Consider the following 15,959-nt stretch of genomic DNA (forward strand, 5'->3'; position numbering starts at 1 on the left):
CGCCGATGAGTCCGCGCATCTGGGTCTCGATCTCGCCACGGGCGGCCTCCGGCCCGAACACGAGCCCGGCCACCGAGATGACGATGAGCAGCAGCGGCGCCAGCGAGAACAGCGTGTAGTAGGCCAGCGCCGCGCCCATGCTGGCCGCGCGGTCGTCGATCCATGCCTCGACTGCGCGGTGTCCGAGCACGGCCCAGCACGACCACCCCCGGGCAGGTGGCGCCGCGAGATCGGCCGAGGCGCGCGCGGCGGTCACGTCACTCGTCCAGCAGATCGGCCAGTTCGGCGGCGTGTTCTTCCTCGTCGCGCAGGATGCCTTCGAGCATCTGGCGCGTGGTGGGATCCTTGTCGCCGACCAGCGTGATCATCTGCCGGTAGGCCTCGACCGCGATGCGCTCGGCCACCAGATTGGCCCGCACCATGGCCGTCAGCTCGGTCGATTCGTCGTAGTCGGCGTGGCTGCGCTCCAGCAGGGTCGCGGGCGAGAAGTCCGGCATGCCGCCGAGCTGCACGATGCGCCGGGCGAGCTGGTCCGCATGGCCGGATTCCTCGTTCGCATGCACCAGGAACTCGGCGGCGATGCTGGGCGAGGCCAGGCCGTGGGCGGTGAAGTGGTGGCGCTTGTAGCGCAGCACGCAGACCAGCTCGGTGGCCAGCGCCCCGTTGAGCAACTCGACCACCGAGGCCCGCCACGGCCCGTAGCTGGGGGTGACCACGCCGTCCCCCAGGTGCTTGCGGGCCTGGTCGAGCGCGGTCTGGTCGAGGGCGAGGGTGGGCGTTTCGTTCTTCATGGACAACTCCTGGAAGGGATTCGGGGCACCACCACGCGCGGCGACGCCAGCATCCATCCTGGGTTGCGTGGTGCCCGGCGGGCGTCAGTCCCGACATCGCCTTGCTGTAGGACAAGGGCGCGAAGTCCTCTGGCGGTGCGGGCCTGTCGTGGTGCGTCCTATACTGATTTCCCATGACCGATCTCACCCTCCCCATCACCGGCATGACCTGCGGTGGCTGCGTGCGCAGCGTCACCGCCGTGCTCCAGGCGCTGCCCGGCGTCGAGTCCGTCAGCGTCTCGCTGGAACCGGGTCAGGCGCAAGTGCGCTTCGACGCGGCGCAGGTCACGCCCGCACAGCTCCAGGCGGCGATCGAGGACGCCGGATTCGACATCCCCGCATGAGCGGCGGCCCGCGCATCGCGCTCGTCACCGGCGGCCACGCGCGGGTCGGGCTGGCCATCTCGCGTGCGCTGGCGGCGCAGGGCTGGCAGGTGCTGCTGCACGCGTTCCGCGGCGTCGAGCGGGCGCAGGCCCTCGACCGTGCACTCAACTCCGTGCCGCTCGGGGTCTGGCAAGCCGACTTTGCCGATGTGGAAGCCACGCTCGCGTCCTTCGACCGGCTGCTCGACACCTTGCCACCGCAGGCCGAACTGGCCGTCGTGTTCAACGCCAGCATCTTCGACAACGACGACCGCGACTCGGCGACGCTGGCGAATTTCCGGGCCAACCACGCGGTGCATTACGAGGTGCCGGTGCTGATGACGCTGGCGGCGGCGCGGCGCTTTCCGGACGGACAGGCGCTGGTGCTGCTCGACCAGAACGTCGAGAACCTGCACGACCAGTTCCTGAGCTACTGCCTGTCCAAGGGCGCGATGTATGCCGCGCTGAAGCGGCTGGCGCTGACGCTGGCGCCGTTCCGCGTCAACGCCGTCGCGCCGGGGCCGACGCTGCTGCCGCACGGCGCCGACGCGGTGCGCTTCGAGGCGGCGGCGCTGGCCTCTCCGCTGCGGGGCGCGAGCACGCCCGAGGACGTGGCCGATGCCGTGGTCTGGCTGATGGGGGCCGGGCGGGTCACGGCGCAGACGATCTTTGTCGATGCCGGTCAGCACTTGAAACAGTGGCGCGAGCCCGCTGCCCCGAGCGTCTGACACCGGTCCTCCGTCAGCGCCTGTAACCCGTCTGTTCCCTAGAATCCGGGGCATGACGACCCCCACCTACCGCATCGCCCCCTCCATCCTCTCGGCCGACTTCGCCCGCCTGGGTGAGGAAGTTCGCCACGTGCTCGCCGCCGGCGCCGACTGGATCCACTTCGACGTGATGGACAACCATTACGTGCCCAACCTGACCTTCGGGCCGATGGTCTGCCAGGCGCTGAAGAAACATTCGGTGAAACCGGATGGCACGCCTGCACCGATCGACGTGCACCTGATGGTCTCGCCCGTGGACGCGCTGGCGCAGGCGTTCTGCAAGGCCGGCGCCGATCTCGTGAGCTTCCACCCTGATGCCTCCGCGCATGTGGACCGCACCTTGCAGCTCATCCAGGCCGAGGGCGTGAAAGCGGGCCTCGTGTTCAACCCGGCCGAGCCGCTGGACGTGCTGGAGTGGGTGATCGACCGGGTGGACCTGATCCTCATCATGAGCGTGAACCCCGGCTTCGGCGGCCAGAGCTTCATCGACAGCGCGCTGCGCAAGATCGAGAAGGCCCGCAAGATCATCGACGCGAGCGGGCGCGACATCCGGCTGGAGGTGGACGGTGGCATCAAGATCGACAACATCCGCCGCGTGGCCGACGCCGGGGCGGACACGTTCGTGGCCGGCAGCGCGATCTTCAACACGCCCGACTACGCCCGCGTGATCGACGCGATGCGCACCGAACTCGCCCGCTGATCTGCCCAAAAGGTTCGCCCATGTCCGCCACCTGGTCTGCCCGCTGGGCCGCCGCCGAGCCGATCCTGGCCCACGCGGCGCCGGCCGCTGATGCACGCCAGCACCCGCTCGCGCCGCTGCGGGTGCTGGACCTGTCGCGCTTGCTGCCCGGCCCGATGGCCTGCAAGCATCTGGCGGATCTGGGCGCGCAGGTGCTCAAGGTCGAGCCGCCGCTGCCCGGTCGCCCCGGTCTGCCGGGCGATGACGCGGCGTACATGGGACCAGGCGAGGACGGTGTTTCGCACTTCTACCGCGTCGTCAACCACGGCAAGCGCCGGATGGTGCTCGACCTGAAGCAGCCGGACCAGCTCGCCACGCTGCGGGCGCTGGTCGCCGAGGCGCACGCCGTCGTCGAGGGTTTCCGCCCTGGCGTGATGGAGCGGCTCGGTCTGGGTTACGAGGCGCTGCGGGCGATCCACCCGGCGATCGTGCTGACCAGCATCAGCGGCTACGGGCAGGAGGGACCGCTGCGGCTGGCAGCGGGGCACGACCTCAACTACCTGTCCCTGGCCGGCGTGATCGACCAGACCCGCACACCCGAGGGCCGCCCGGTCTTCAGCCACCTGCAGATCGCCGACCAGCTCGGCGGCGCGCAGACGGCGGCGATCGGCACGCTGGCTGCCGTGCTCGGCGCACAGTGGACGGGGCAGGGGCGCTGGGTCGATGTGTCGATGACCGACGCGGTGCGCCAGCACCAGGTCATTCTCGGCACCGATGCGCTGGCTGATGGCGCGGCGCCGCAGGCGGGGGCGTCGCTGCTCAATGGCGGCGTGCCTTGCTACAACCTTTACCGCTGCGCCGATGACCGCTGGCTGGCGGTGGGTGCGCTGGAGCTGAAGTTCTGGCAGGGCGTGTGCGCGGTGGTCGGGCGGGATGACTGGGCCGAGCGGCACTGGAGCTTGGGAGAAGCGCCGGGCAGCGAGGCCGCACGGGCACTGATCGACGAGCTGGGGGCGTTGATTGCCAGCCGGCCGCTGGCGGTGTGGATCGCGCGGTTTGCCGAGGCGGATTGCTGCGTCACGCCGGTGGTCGATGCGCATGAGGCGCTGTTCGGGCGGGGGGCGATGACGCAGGAGGAAGGGTTGCGGCGGCTGACGGTGCCGGCGGTGACGCTGCGCTGACGCGATGACTTGGGGGTCAGTGCCTTGCCCGTGCTGCGCGGATCTTCGAGCGTCGCCAGGCGTTGCCGCAGGAAGGCCGTGATGCGTTTGGCCTCGGCCTTGTCCAGCTTGCCGAGCTGTCTGGCCGCTGTGGCGGTCAGGTCAATCCGCCAAGCCAAGATCCTGCTCCACCTCGTCCAGCGTGAACACGCGTTCTGCGCCCGCACGAACACGGGCCATCGTCGCGTCGGCCAGGTAGTAGTCCTCCAGATCGTCGAGTCCCTTGGCCACCAGCTCGCGCAGGTAATAGGCTTTGGTGCGACCGGTGGCAGTGGCCAAGTGATCGAGACGTTGCTCGATCGCCGGATCGAGTCGGATGGATGTTGGCATGGGCGACTCCGTTGACTACTTGTATTCAGTGTATCGCAACCATGGATCCATGCGAAGTTTCCCGCCCCATTCAGGGCGCCGGATCGACCACCTGCGCCGGATCGACCCTGCGCGCCCGGATGTCGACGTAGTAGCCCCCGACCTCCTCGTAGCGCAGCACCAGGCCGGCGCAGGCGTTCAGTTTGCAGTCGCAGGCCGCTATGGCGCGCGAGGCCAGCGCGACCAGCGTGTCGCGGTCCATGGGGTCGGCGCAAGGGGTGTCGTCACTCATGGCGGGAGCATAGTGCGGCAGGGGTTCGACAGCTACGCCTGCTCGACGAGGGGCCTGAGATCCCAGTCCCGGCGCGGATCAGCCTCGGTGCTCCGCTCCGCGCTTTCGTGCCGCTTGAGCGCGATCTGCAGCTCGACCGTGCGCACCGCGTCGGGCAGACCGCTCCAGCTCATGGCCGTGGCCGTGGCCACGCCACGCCGAGCAGGTCCGCGCCCAGCGCCTCGGCCACCTCGATGCCGTCCACGCCTGCCGACATGATCCCGCCCGCGTAGCCCGCGCCTTCCCCCGCCGGGAAGAGGCCGCGCACGTTCAGGCTCTGGAAGTCGCGCCCCCGCGTGAGGCGCAGCGGCGACGAGGTGCGGGTCTCCACGCCAGTCAGCACGGCGTCGGCCATCGAGAAGCCCTTGATCTGCTTCTCGAACGCCGGCAGCGCCTCGCGGATCGCGTCCAGCGCGTAGACGGGCAGCGAGCCGCGGTCCTTCTGCGCCAGATCGGTCAGCAGCACGCCCGGCTTGTACGACGGCTCGACGCTGCCGAGCACGCGGCTGCGCTGGCGTTTGATGAAATCACCGACGAGCTGCCCCGGCGCCTGGTAACCGCCTTCGCCGAGTTCGTAGGCGCGCGATTCCCAGAGGCGCTGGAACGCCATGCCGTCGAGCGGGTTCACGGGGCCGGTGCCGCCGGGGTCTTGCCGGTAGTCCTCGGGCGAGATGCCGACGACGATGCCCGCGTTGGCATTGCGCTCGTTGCGCGAGTACTGGCTCATGCCGTTGGTGACGACCCGGTGTTCCTCCGAGGTCGCCGCCACCACCGTGCCCCCCGGGCACATGCAGAAGCTGTAGACGGCGCGGCCGTTCTTGGCGTGGTGGACCAGCTTGTAGTCGGCGGCGCCGAGGATGGGGTTGCCGGCGTTCGGGCCGAAGCGGGCGCGGTCGATGAGGCCCTGCGGGTGCTCGATGCGGTAGCCGATCGAGAACGGCTTGGCCTCCATGTAGACGCCGCGTTCGTGCAGCACCGTGAAGGTGTCGCGGGCACTGTGGCCAAGCGCGAGCACGACATGGTCCGCGCGGATCTCCTCGCCCGACGCCAGCGTCACGCCGCGGATGTGCCCGTCCTCGATCCGCACGTCGCTCACCCGCTGCTCGAAGCGCACCTCGCCGCCCAGCGCGATGATCTCGGCGCGGATCTTCTCGACCATGCCGACGAGCCGGAAGGTGCCGATGTGCGGCTTGCTGACGTAGAGGATTTCCTCGGGCGCACCGGACTTGACGAACTCGGTCAGCACCTTGCGCGTGAGGTGGCGCGGGTCGCTGATCTGGCTCCAGAGCTTGCCGTCGGAGAAGGTGCCGGCGCCGCCCTCGCCGAACTGCACGTTCGATTCCGGGTTCAGCTCCCGCTGGCGCCACAGTGCCCAGGTGTCCTTGGTGCGCTGGCGGACTTCCTTGCCACGCTCCAGCACGATCGGCTTCAGGCCCATCTGCGCCAGGATCAGCGCCGCGAAGATCCCGCACGGCCCGAAGCCGATCACCAGCGGACGCCGACGCTCGCCGTTCACCGCGAAGTCGGCGGGCGCGTGGCCGACGAAGCGATAGGCCGTGTCCGGCGACGGGCGCACCTGCGGATCGCCCTCGAACTGCGCCAGCACGGCGGCTTCGACGCCATCACGCAAGGTGCAGTCAAGGGTGTAGATCAGCACGATGGCCGTCTTCTTGCGGGCGTCGTAGGCGCGCTTGAAGACGGTGAAGGCGACGAGGTCGGCGTCGTCCAGGCCCAGGCGGTCGAGGAGGGCCGGGCGCAGGGCGTCCTCGGCGTGGGTCAGGGGCAGGCGGAGTTCGGTGAGGCGGAGCATGGCGGGATTGTCGCCGCGCCGCGCGGCATCTCAAGTCACGTCCGGTAGCCCGGATCCGTCCGCTCCAGCTTGCGCAGCAGCGCTGGCCACACGAACGCCCCGCCCAGGTTGCCGGTCTGCACCTTCATCGCGTGCGCCGTGCCTGCGACGATGGCCGGATGCACCGGGATCAGCTCGCCGCCGGCCTGCGCGGCGATCTGGATCTGGCAGGCGCTCTCGAAGATGTACATCGCCAGGAACGCGTCCGCCACCGAGCGGCCGACCGTCAGCAGCCCATGGTTGCGCAGGCACAGGAAATTGGCGTCGCCCAGATCGGCCTGCAGGCGCGGCTGCTCCTCCGGGCGGAAGGCCACGCCCTCGTAGCCGTGGTACGCCAGCGAGGCCAGCACGAAGGTGCTCTGCTGCGAGATCGGCAGCACGCCGCATTGCTGGGCCGCCACCGCCACCCCCGCCCGCGTGTGGGTGTGCAGCACGCACTGGGCGTCGTCCCGCACGGCATGGACCGCGCTGTGGATCGTGAAGCCGGCCGGATTGACCGGGAAGGGGCTGTCCTGCAGCTTGTTCCCGGCCTGGTCGATGCGGATCAGCGACGAGGCGGTGATCTCCTCGAACATCAGCCCGGAGGGGTTGATCAGGAAGTGGTGGTCCGGGCCGGGCAGGCGGGCGCTGATGTGGGTGAAGACGAGGTCGCTCCAGCCGTGGAGCGCGACCAGCCGGTAGGCGGCGGCCAGGTCGCAGCGCAGTTGCCATTCTTCGGGGCTGACCTGGTCTTGCAGGGAGGGGATGTGCAGGGGGGCGTGGGAACTGGACATGCGGGGGCTCCTTCGCAGCGGACAGACGGATGGACGAGCCGCACTATCCGGCCGATCACGCCTCCAGCGGCGACACCCGCGCGACACTTCGGGATTGTCCGGGTGCCCATTCGGCGATCGGCACCGGCCGGCCGAACAGATAACCCTGGAACACGGGGCAGCCGTGCAGCAGCAGGAAATCGCGCTGGGCTTCGGTTTCGACGCCTTCCGCGACGACCCGCAGACCCAGCGATCGGCTCATCGCCAGGATGGCCTGCACGATGGCGGCGTCGTTGCTGTCATCGACGAGATCGCGGACGAAGGAGCGATCGATCTTCACTTCGTCCAGTGGCAGTCGTTTCAGGTACGACAGCGAGGAGTACCCGGTCCCGAAGTCGTCGAGCGAGAAATGCACGCCCAGCAGGTGCAGCTGCTCCATGCGGTCGATCACCTCCTCGACCCGCTCGACGACGATGCTTTCGGTCAGCTCCAGCGTCAGCCGCGTCGGCGGGGCACCGCTGGCGGTCAGGCTGCGGCGCACGCGCTCGACGAAGTCGGGCTGGTGGAACTGGCGCGCGCTGACGTTGACGGAGAGCTGCAGCGTGCGCCACAGCGGGTCGGCGGCCCACTGCGCGAGCTGCCGGCAGGCGGTGTCGAGCACCCATTGGCCGATCTCGACGATCAGGCCGGTCTCCTCGGCCAGCCGGATGAACTGGTCCGGTGGCACCAGGCCGCGCACTGGGTCGATCCAGCGGATCAGGGCCTCGGCGCCGGTGCAGCGGCCGTGTGCATCGACCTGCGGCTGGTAGTGGAGCTGGAACTGCCCCAGCGCGAGCGCCTGGCGCAGGGCGTTTTCCATCGCGATGCGGGCGTCGATGGCGGCCTGCATGGCGGGGTTGAAGAAGCGGATGGCGTTGCGGCCGGCGTCCTTGGCCTGGTAGAGCGCGACGTCGGCCTGCTTGAGCAGCCCGTCGAGGGCGGTGTCCTTGCCGCGCAGCAGCGTCATGCCGAGGCTGGGGCTGCTGCGGTGGTCCTGGTTGGCGTCGTTGAGCGCATACGGCTGGTTCAGGAGGGCGTGGATCTTCTCGGCGACCTGCTCGGCCTGCCGGGCCGCGAGGGTTTCATCGGGGCCCAGTTCCTCGATCAGCAGAGCGAACTCGTCGCCGCCGAGGCGGGCGACCGTGTCGGTGTCACGCACGGCACCCTGCAGCCGTTGTGCCACCTCGACCAGCAGCCGGTCACCAACGTCGTGGCCCTGCGTGTCGTTGAGTTTCTTGAAGTGGTCCAGGTCGAGCAGCAGCAGGGCGTGGTGCGTGTGGCTGCGCTCGCTGGCGGCCATCGCGTGGCCGAGCCGGTCGAGCAGCAGGCGCCGGTTGGGCAGGCCGGTGAGGGCGTCGTAGTAGGCGAGCTGGCGGATTTCCTGCTCGGCCTGTTCGCGGCGGTGGGAGGTGCGGCTGATGGTGCCGATGCCGGCCAGCACAAAGCCGATGCACAGGAGACCCGTGCCGGCGATCAGCAGCGCCGTGCGTTTCCAGGCGGCCAGGAAGATGCTTTCGGGCACGACCAGCGTGACCACCAGCGGGTAGCGTGCCGTCCGGCGTACCGCAGTCAGGCGCAGCCCGCTGCTGCCGTCCGAGAAGCGGGGCGAGTTGGCCAGTTCCACGGCGTCCTGTGCGCCCCGTTCGGCGATGACCTGGTGCGTCGTGCCGGAGTCGTTGACGCGGCCGATCAGCGGGTCCAGATGAGGGGCACGTGCCAGCAGGGTCAGGTCGCCTCGGTAGAGCGAGACGGAGGCGCCCTCGCCCAGGCTGCTGACCACCCGTCCGTACAGGCCGGTGAAGGCATCGACCGACAGGCCCACCAGCACGAGACCCAGGAAACGCCCCTGCGCATCGTCGATCCGGCGGCTGACGTAGAAGGTCCACCTCCCGTTGCCCTTGTTGCGCACGGCGGTGCTGATGTGGTCGCCGAGCTGGGGCTGGTCCCGGTGGGCCTTGAAGTAGTCGCGCTCGGCGACGTTGATCGCAGGCACCGGGTAGGCGCGGCTGAAATTGATGTTGTCGCCGTCGGCCGCGACGATGGCGGCGACATCCAGTTGCGGCAGACCCCGGATCTTCTCGCGCAGCAGTTGGTGCACCTCGACCGTGGCGAGCTTCTGCCGGAACTCCGCCTCGTCCTGGACGCCGACCTGGCGTACGCGCTCCGTGATCGCGTCCAGCACGAGAAAGGCCGAGAACACCGTCTGCGTGGTGTGCTCGGTGAGCAGGAAGGAGGTGCTGCGCAGGTTGCGGCGCCAGTCCTCGATCTCCTTGGTGCGCAGTGCGACGATCGACAGCAGCACGCCGACGGCGATGGCAAGGATCAGAAAGGTGCCGTACAGGCGCACGATGGCGCTGGTGTCGGTGGGAGCTTTCCGTGCGGGGCTGTGCGGGTTCATGCAGTCTGGGATCGTCGGCGGCATTGCTTGGCGGCAAGCGTAGAAGACTTCGGGGGGATGCCCTTGGCGAATCTGCGTCAATCGGCAGAAATGCCGACAATCCCGGCTGTCCTGAACTTTCCCCGCCAGCCGGTCAGCCGATGTCCCTTCCTCTCCTGCACGCCGCCATCGTCGATCTCGACGGCACCATGGTCGATACCCTTGGCGATTTCGTGGCCGTGCTGCGCCTGACGCTGACCGAACTTGGCCTTCCCGTCGTGGACCGCGCCTTCGTCGAGCACACCGTCGGCAAGGGCAGCGAGCACCTGATCCGCTCGACGCTGGCCCATGTCGGCGGGGATGCCGGGCTGTATGACGCGGTGTGGGCGGCGTACCAGCGGCATTACCTGGTGCTCAACGGGCAGCACTCGGCCGTGTACCCGGGTGTGGTCGAGGGGCTGCAGCGCCTGCGCGACGCGGGCTTGCGGCTGGCCTGCCTGACCAACAAGCCGGTGGCCTTCGCCCGGCCGCTGCTGGCGAGCAAGGGGCTGGACGGCTTCTTCGAGGTGGTCTTCGGCGGTGACAGTTTCGCGCGCAAGAAACCCGACCCGCTGCCGCTGCTGGAAACCTGCAAGGCGCTGGGCACGTTGCCGGCGCAGACGCTGATGGTCGGCGACTCCCGCAACGACGCGCAGGCCGGGCATGCGGCCGGCTGTCCGGTCGTGCTGGTGAGCTATGGCTACAACCATGGCGAGCCGATCCGGGCGGTGCCGGCGCTGGCGCATGTCGATCGGCTGGATGCGCTGCTACACTGACAGCACCATGTTCATCTCGCGCACACACAGCATCGGCCACGCCGCCGGGTCGCAAGACCGGGGAGCCTGGCCCTGGCGTCGCTGAAGCCGACGCCTGACCCGATCTGCTGATGTCTGTCGCCGCGTGTGTGTTCCGCACCGCGCCGAGTCCCCCGATCTAGATCAACCAGGCCCGCGGCACGCACGCGAGTCCCTGAAGTCGTCACGACGACGCCAACACGCGAGCATGCCGGTGGGCCGTTTGGAGCGCACACCGTGATCACTGAACTCGAATTCAAGCGCCTGGCCGAACAGGGCTACAACCGCATCCCGCTCGTCAGCGAGGCCTTTGCCGACTTGGAGACGCCGCTGTCGCTCTACCTGAAGCTCGCGGGCGGCCAGCCGCACAGCTTCCTGCTGGAGTCCGTCGTCGGCGGCGAGCGCTTCGGGCGCTACTCCTTCATCGGCCTGCCAGCGCGCACGCTGCTGCGCACGACGCTCGGCATCACCGAAGTGGTCACCGACGGCCAGGTCGTCGAGCGCCACGACGGCAACCCGCTCGACTTCATCGAGGCGTACCAGCAGCGGTTCAAGGTGGCGCTGCGGCCGGGGCTGCCGCGTTTCTGCGGCGGGCTGGCGGGCTACTTCGGCTACGACGCGGTGCGCTACATGGAGCCGCGGCTCGCCAAGGTGCGCAAGACCGGTGGCCTCGACACCCCCGACATCCTGCTGCTGCAGACCGAGGAGCTGGCGGTGATCGACAACCTGTCGGGCCGGCTCTACCTGATCGTCTACGCTGACCCGCAGCAGCCGGATGCCTATGTCCGCGCCGAGAAGCGCCTGGCCGAGCTGGGCGACCAGTTGCGCCATTCGGTGACCGCGCCCGCGGTGCTGCGGGGACCGTCGCACCCGGTGGCCCGCGAGTTCGCCAAGGAGGATTACCTCGCCGCCGTCCACCGCAGCAAGGAGTACATCGCCGCCGGTGACCTGATGCAGGTGCAGATCGGCCAGCGCCTGAGCAAGCGCTACACCGAGTCGCCGCTGTCGCTGTACCGGGCGCTGCGGGCGCTGAACCCGTCGCCGTACATGTATTTCTACGACATGGGCGACTTCCAGATCGTCGGCGCCTCGCCCGAGATCCTGGTCCGCCACGAGCACACGCCGGACGGCGACAAGGTGACGATCCGCCCGCTGGCGGGCACGCGGCCCCGCGGCGCCACCCCCGAGCTGGACAAGGCGGCCGAGGCCGAGCTGCTCACCGACCCGAAGGAGCGTGCCGAGCACCTGATGCTGATCGACCTGGCCCGCAACGACATCGGCCGCATCGCCAAAACGGGCAGCGTCAAGGTCACCGAAGCCTTCGTCGTCGAGCGGTACTCGCATGTGATGCACATCGTCAGCAACGTCGAGGGCTTGCTCAAGGACGGCACGAGCAACATGGACGTGCTGCGCGCCACCTTCCCCGCTGGCACGCTGACCGGGGCACCCAAGATCCGCGCCATGGAGCTGATCGACGAGCTGGAGCCGGTCAAGCGCGGGATCTACGGCGGTGCCTGCGGCTACCTCAGCTTCGCGGGGGACATGGACGTGGCGATCGCCATCCGCACCGGCATCGTGCAGAACGGCACCCTGTACGTGCAGGCCGCGGCCGGCGTGGTGGCCGATTCGGTGGCCGAGATGGAGTGGAGAGAGACCGAGCACAAGGCGCGGGCGCTGATCCGCGCCGCCGAACTGGTCGAAGAAGGCTTCTGAAGCGAAGAAGGAGAACCCCCATGCTGCTGATGATCGACAACTACGACTCCTTCACCTTCAACCTCGTCCAGTATTTCGCCGAACTCGGCGAGGACGTGCGGGTGCACCGCAACGACGAGATCACCATCGCCGAGATCGAGGCGATGCGACCCGACCGCCTCGTGCTGTCGCCGGGGCCGTGCTCGCCTGCGGAGGCCGGTATCTGCATCGAGAGCATTCGCCACTTCGCTGGCAAGCTGCCGATCCTGGGCGTGTGCCTGGGCCACCAGAGCATCGGCGCCGCACTGGGCGGCCACATCGTGCGGGCACAGGTGCAGATGCACGGCAAGTCCGACACGATCACGACCGACCAGCAGGGGGTATTCGCCGGACTGCCGCAGCAGTTCAGCGTCGTGCGCTACCACTCGCTGGCCATCGAGCGCGCCACGCTGCCCGCGGACCTGGTTGTCACCGCCACCAGCGCGGACGGCGAGATCATGGGCGTGCGCCACCGCACGCTGGCGATCGAGGGCGTGCAGTTCCACCCCGAGTCCATCCTCAGCGAGCACGGCCACGCGATGCTCAAGAATTTCCTGGAGTCCACCCGATGAGTTCTTTGATCACCAACACCGAAGCCCTGACCCGCGTCATCGACCACCGGGAAATCTTCCACGACGAGATGCTGGCGCTGATGCGCCGCATCATGGGTGGCGAGATGTCGCCGGTGATGATGTCGGCGCTGCTGGTCGGCCTGCGTGTCAAGAAGGAAACCATCGGCGAGATCACCGCCGCCGCGCAGGTGATGCGCGAGTTCGCCGTCAAGGTCGTCGTGGCCGACCGCACGCACCTGGTGGACATCGTCGGCACCGGCGGCGATGGCTCGCACACCTTCAACATCTCGACCTGCGCGATGTTCGTCGCCGCCGCGGCCGGCGCACGGGTCAGCAAGCATGGCAACCGCGGCGTCTCCAGCAAGTCCGGCAGCGCCGACGTGCTCGAAGCACTGGGCGTGCCGATGACGCTGTCGCCGCAGGCGGTGGCGCAGTGCATCGCCGACACCGGCATCGGCTTCATGTTCGCGCCGAACCACCACCCGGCGATGAAGAACGTCGGCCCGGTGCGGCGCGAGCTGGGGGTGCGCACCATCTTCAACATCCTCGGCCCGCTGACCAACCCGGCCGAGGCGCCGAACATCCTGATGGGCGTGTTCCACCCCGATCTGGTCGGCATCCAGGTGCGTGCGCTGCAGCGACTGGGCGCCGAGCACGCGCTGGTCGTTTACGGCCGTGATGGCATGGACGAGGTTTCGCTGGGCGCGGCCACGCTGGTGGGTGAACTGCGCGACGGCGAGATCCGCGAGTACGAGATCCACCCCGAGGACTTCGGCCTGACGATGGCCAGCAACCGTTCGTTGAAGGTGGAGACGCCCGAGCAGTCACGCGCGCTGCTGCAGGCGGTGCTGGACAACGAACCCGGTCCGGCGCGCGACATCGTCATGCTCAATGCCGGTGTGGCGCTGTACGCCGCCAATGTCGCCCCGACCATGGCCGAGGGCATCGAGCGCGCCCGCGAGGTGCTGGCCAATGGCCAGGCCGCCGAGCGCCTGAAGCAGTTCGTCACCCGCACGCAGGAACTGGCCGCAGCATGAGCCGAACCCTTCCCCCCGGTGTCCCCGACATCCTCGCCCGCATCGTTGTCACCAAGCACGAGGAGGTGGCCGCGGCCCGTGCGCGGCGCTCGCTGGCCTCGCTGCGCGAAGAGGCGGAAGGCCGCACCGACGTGCGCGATTTCGAGGCCGCGCTGCGCACGAAGATTGCCGCGGCACAGCCCGCCGTGATCGCCGAGATCAAGAAGGCCAGCCCGAGCAAGGGCGTGATCCGCCCGGACTTCCACCCCGCCGAGATCGCGCAGAGCTACGAGCGCCACGGCGCCGCCTGCCTGAGCGTGCTGACCGACGTGCAGTACTTTCAGGGCGCCGTCGAGTACCTGCAGCAGGCGCGGGCGGCCTGCGCTCTACCGGTGTTGCGCAAGGATTTCATGGTGGACGAGTACCAGGTCCACGAGGCGCGGGCGATGGGCGCGGACTGCATCCTGCTGATCGCGGCGTGTCTCGACGACGCGCAGATGGCCGATCTGGAGGCGGTGGCGCTGGCGCACCGGATGAGCGTGCTGGTCGAGGTCCACGACGGCGAGGAGCTACACCACGCGCTGCGGCTGAAGACGCCGCTGGTGGGCATCAACAACCGCGACCTGCGCAGCTTCGACGTGACGCTGGACACGACGATCGGTCTGCTCGGCGAGGTGCCGCCGGACAGGTTGCTCGTGACCGAATCCGGCATCCTCGGGCCGCAGGACGTGGCGCGGATGCGGGCTGCGCAGGTGCATGCCTTTCTCGTCGGCGAGGCGTTCATGCGGGCGGCCGATCCGGGTGTGGCGCTGGCTGCGCTGTTCCGCTGATGCTGGACAACCGTTTGACGCGGCCGCTGGCCGAGGCGCTGGCGGACGTGGCGCCGGGGTGGGATGACCTGGTTGCAGCGTTTGTCGCCAGCCCGCGCGGCGCGGTGCTGTGCAGGGCGGTTGACGCACGGGTGGCGGCCGGGGCCGAGGTCTATCCGGCGCGGCCGCTGCGGGCGCTGGAGACCCTGATGCCGCAGCAGGTGCGGGTGGTGATCCTGGGCCAGGATCCGTACCACGGGCCGGGCGAGGCCGAAGGGCTGGCGTTTTCGGTGGCCGATGGGGTGAAAATTCCACCGAGCCTGCGCAACATCCGGCAGGAGCTGGTGGCGGATCTGGGGCTGGCGCTGCCGGTGTCCGGAAGCCTGCGTGCCTGGGCAGGGCAGGGCGTGCTGTTGCTCAACACCTGCCTCACTGTCGAGCGTGACCGGCCAGCCAGCCATGCCAGGCTGGGCTGGGAAGCGCTGACCGATGCCGTGATCGATCGCGTCGCCGCACAGCCGCACCCGAAGGTGTTCATGCTGTGGGGCGCGCACGCGCAAGCCAAGGCTATGCGACTTGGCGGGGCTGGCGAGCAGAACCGAATGTTGGTGTCGAACCATCCCTCGCCGTTGGCAGCACGCCGACCGCCGGTGCCCTTTGTGGGCAGTCGCCCGTTCAGTGCGGCGAACGACTGGCTGGTTGCGCAAGGTGTGGCGCCGATCGACTGGCGGCTGACAGAACCGGATTGAGGGCGGTCTGAGAAAAAACCGCAGAAAGTACTTGCGGTGCAAAAACAGCTTTGTTAAAGTCTATGGCTCGCCTAGGAGGGGTGGCCGAGTGGTTAAAGGCAGCAGACTGTAAATCTGCCCGCGAAAGCGTACGCTGGTTCGAATCCAGCCTCCTCCACCAGCGAACAGCATTGAAGCGATGGACTGGTTCAGTTGTATGGCTGAACGGGTCGGTTGGCTTGATCGGGCGGGAGTAGTTTAATGGTAGAACCTTAGCCTTCCAAGCTAATGACACGGGTTCGATTCCCGTTTCCCGCTCCAGTGTCTTGTCGGGTCGGAAGCCTGAATCTGTTGTGGTGTTGATTGTGTCGGCACCGGTCTGTGTGTTTCTTGTATGCATGCAGACCCGTGTCGATGCCCATGTGGCTCAGTGGTAGAGCACTCCCTTGGTAAGGGAGAGGTCACGCGTTCGATCCGCGTCATGGGCACCACTTTTATGCACCGTCTGTCCAATCCATTGCAGGGAACGCCCTCGGGAGCGCGAAATCATGGCTAAGGAAAAGTTTGTCCGCAGCAAGCCGCACGTGAACGTGGGCACCATCGGTCACGTGGATCACGGCAAGACGACGCTGACGGCGGCGATCACGACCGTGCTGTCGAAGAAGTTTGGCGGCACCGCCAAGGCGTATGACCAGATTGACGCGGCACCGGAAGAGAAGGCCCGCGGCATCACGATCAACACCGCGCACGTCGAG

The 15,959-nt window shown here is 68.5% G+C and carries 19 protein-coding genes and 3 tRNA genes; 14 read left to right on the forward strand and 8 right to left on the reverse strand.

Annotated features, from left to right (window positions below; all coding sequences use genetic code 11):
- Both RMP06_RS12265 and RMP06_RS12270 read right to left on the reverse strand, forming a co-directional pair.
- On the reverse strand, window positions 1-190 hold a 190-nt coding region (locus RMP06_RS12265; protein WP_310462086.1), incomplete at its 3' end, for a YhjD/YihY/BrkB family envelope integrity protein.
- Between the two features lie 67 nt (window positions 191-257).
- On the reverse strand, window positions 258-791 hold the full coding sequence (locus RMP06_RS12270) for a ferritin-like domain-containing protein (protein ID WP_310462068.1): 534 nt from the start codon (window positions 789-791) through the stop codon (window positions 258-260).
- A gap of 173 nt (window positions 792-964) precedes the next feature.
- On the opposite strand from RMP06_RS12270, the gene RMP06_RS12275 reads away from it, so the two are divergent.
- Genes RMP06_RS12275 through RMP06_RS12290 form a run of 4 tightly spaced genes read left to right on the forward strand, consistent with a single transcriptional unit; the run spans window position 965 to window position 3,819 of the window.
- Entirely contained in the window at window positions 965-1,174 is a 210-nt protein-coding gene (locus RMP06_RS12275; RefSeq protein ID WP_310462069.1) for a heavy-metal-associated domain-containing protein, read from the forward strand.
- On the forward strand, window positions 1,171-1,920 hold the full coding sequence (locus tag RMP06_RS12280) for an SDR family oxidoreductase (RefSeq protein ID WP_310462070.1): 750 nt from the start codon (window positions 1,171-1,173) through the stop codon (window positions 1,918-1,920). The genes RMP06_RS12275 and RMP06_RS12280 overlap by 4 nt, the downstream gene beginning before the upstream one ends.
- Before the next feature lie 52 nt (window positions 1,921-1,972).
- Window positions 1,973-2,659 carry a ribulose-phosphate 3-epimerase gene (rpe, locus tag RMP06_RS12285; RefSeq protein WP_310462071.1) on the forward strand — a complete coding sequence of 229 codons (687 nt, stop codon included), beginning with the start codon at window positions 1,973-1,975 and terminating at the stop codon, window positions 2,657-2,659.
- Between the two features lie 20 nt (window positions 2,660-2,679).
- On the forward strand, window positions 2,680-3,819 hold the full coding sequence (locus tag RMP06_RS12290; RefSeq protein WP_310462072.1) for a CaiB/BaiF CoA transferase family protein: 1,140 nt from the start codon (window positions 2,680-2,682) through the stop codon (window positions 3,817-3,819).
- Between the two features lie 141 nt (window positions 3,820-3,960).
- Here the strand turns inward: RMP06_RS12290 and relB are convergent, their stop codons facing one another.
- From relB to RMP06_RS12320, 6 genes are all read right to left on the reverse strand, one after another.
- Window positions 3,961-4,188, reverse strand: a complete 228-nt coding sequence (gene relB, locus RMP06_RS12295) for a type II toxin-antitoxin system RelB family antitoxin (RefSeq protein ID WP_310462073.1) — start codon at window positions 4,186-4,188, stop codon at window positions 3,961-3,963.
- Between the two features lie 70 nt (window positions 4,189-4,258).
- Window positions 4,259-4,459, reverse strand: a complete 201-nt coding sequence (locus RMP06_RS12300) for a hypothetical protein (protein WP_310462074.1) — start codon at window positions 4,457-4,459, stop codon at window positions 4,259-4,261.
- A gap of 32 nt (window positions 4,460-4,491) precedes the next feature.
- The gene (locus RMP06_RS12305; RefSeq protein WP_310462075.1) at window positions 4,492-4,632 is read right to left on the reverse strand and encodes a hypothetical protein; all 141 of its coding nucleotides are present in this window, start codon (window positions 4,630-4,632) and stop codon (window positions 4,492-4,494) included.
- Complete coding sequence (locus RMP06_RS12310; protein WP_310462076.1) at window positions 4,629-6,308, reverse strand: NAD(P)/FAD-dependent oxidoreductase; 1,680 nt, start codon at window positions 6,306-6,308, stop codon at window positions 4,629-4,631. The genes RMP06_RS12305 and RMP06_RS12310 overlap by 4 nt, the downstream gene beginning before the upstream one ends.
- A gap of 35 nt (window positions 6,309-6,343) precedes the next feature.
- Window positions 6,344-7,120, reverse strand: a complete 777-nt coding sequence (locus RMP06_RS12315) for a class II aldolase/adducin family protein (protein ID WP_310462077.1) — start codon at window positions 7,118-7,120, stop codon at window positions 6,344-6,346.
- Between the two features lie 55 nt (window positions 7,121-7,175).
- A complete protein-coding gene (locus RMP06_RS12320) occupies window positions 7,176-9,536 on the reverse strand; it encodes a putative bifunctional diguanylate cyclase/phosphodiesterase (RefSeq protein ID WP_310462078.1) in 2,361 nt (786 codons plus the stop codon).
- Between the two features lie 140 nt (window positions 9,537-9,676).
- On the opposite strand from RMP06_RS12320, the gene gph reads away from it, so the two are divergent.
- The 10 genes from gph to RMP06_RS12370 form a co-directional block, all read left to right on the forward strand.
- Window positions 9,677-10,330, forward strand: a complete 654-nt coding sequence (gph, locus tag RMP06_RS12325; protein WP_310462079.1) for a phosphoglycolate phosphatase — start codon at window positions 9,677-9,679, stop codon at window positions 10,328-10,330.
- 255 nt (window positions 10,331-10,585) lie between these two features.
- Window positions 10,586-12,061, forward strand: coding sequence for an anthranilate synthase component I (trpE, locus tag RMP06_RS12330; RefSeq protein ID WP_310462080.1), 1,476 nt, complete (start codon window positions 10,586-10,588; stop codon window positions 12,059-12,061).
- A gap of 20 nt (window positions 12,062-12,081) precedes the next feature.
- Window positions 12,082-12,651: an anthranilate synthase component II gene (locus RMP06_RS12335; protein ID WP_310462081.1), complete on the forward strand. Its 570-nt coding sequence runs from the start codon at window positions 12,082-12,084 to the stop codon at window positions 12,649-12,651.
- Complete coding sequence (gene trpD, locus RMP06_RS12340) at window positions 12,648-13,688, forward strand: anthranilate phosphoribosyltransferase (protein ID WP_310462082.1); 1,041 nt, start codon at window positions 12,648-12,650, stop codon at window positions 13,686-13,688. Before RMP06_RS12335 ends, trpD begins: the two co-directional genes overlap by 4 nt.
- Window positions 13,685-14,497, forward strand: coding sequence for an indole-3-glycerol phosphate synthase TrpC (gene trpC / locus RMP06_RS12345; RefSeq protein ID WP_310462083.1), 813 nt, complete (start codon window positions 13,685-13,687; stop codon window positions 14,495-14,497). The genes trpD and trpC overlap by 4 nt, the downstream gene beginning before the upstream one ends.
- A complete protein-coding gene (locus RMP06_RS12350; RefSeq protein WP_310462084.1) occupies window positions 14,497-15,225 on the forward strand; it encodes a uracil-DNA glycosylase in 729 nt (242 codons plus the stop codon). Before trpC ends, RMP06_RS12350 begins: the two co-directional genes overlap by 1 nt.
- Window positions 15,226-15,299: 74 nt before the next feature.
- Window positions 15,300-15,385, forward strand: a tRNA-Tyr gene (locus RMP06_RS12355).
- A gap of 66 nt (window positions 15,386-15,451) precedes the next feature.
- Window positions 15,452-15,525, forward strand: a tRNA-Gly gene (locus RMP06_RS12360).
- A 95-nt stretch (window positions 15,526-15,620) separates the two neighbouring features.
- Window positions 15,621-15,695: transfer RNA gene (locus tag RMP06_RS12365), tRNA-Thr, on the forward strand.
- A 57-nt stretch (window positions 15,696-15,752) separates the two neighbouring features.
- Window positions 15,753-15,959, forward strand: a 207-nt coding sequence (locus RMP06_RS12370) for a GTP-binding protein (protein ID WP_310462085.1), incomplete at its 3' end; no start/stop codon positions are given.

The sequence above is a fragment of the Sphaerotilus sp. genome (assembly GCF_031429695.1).
Taxonomy (GTDB): Bacteria; Pseudomonadota; Gammaproteobacteria; order Burkholderiales; family Burkholderiaceae_C; genus Sphaerotilus.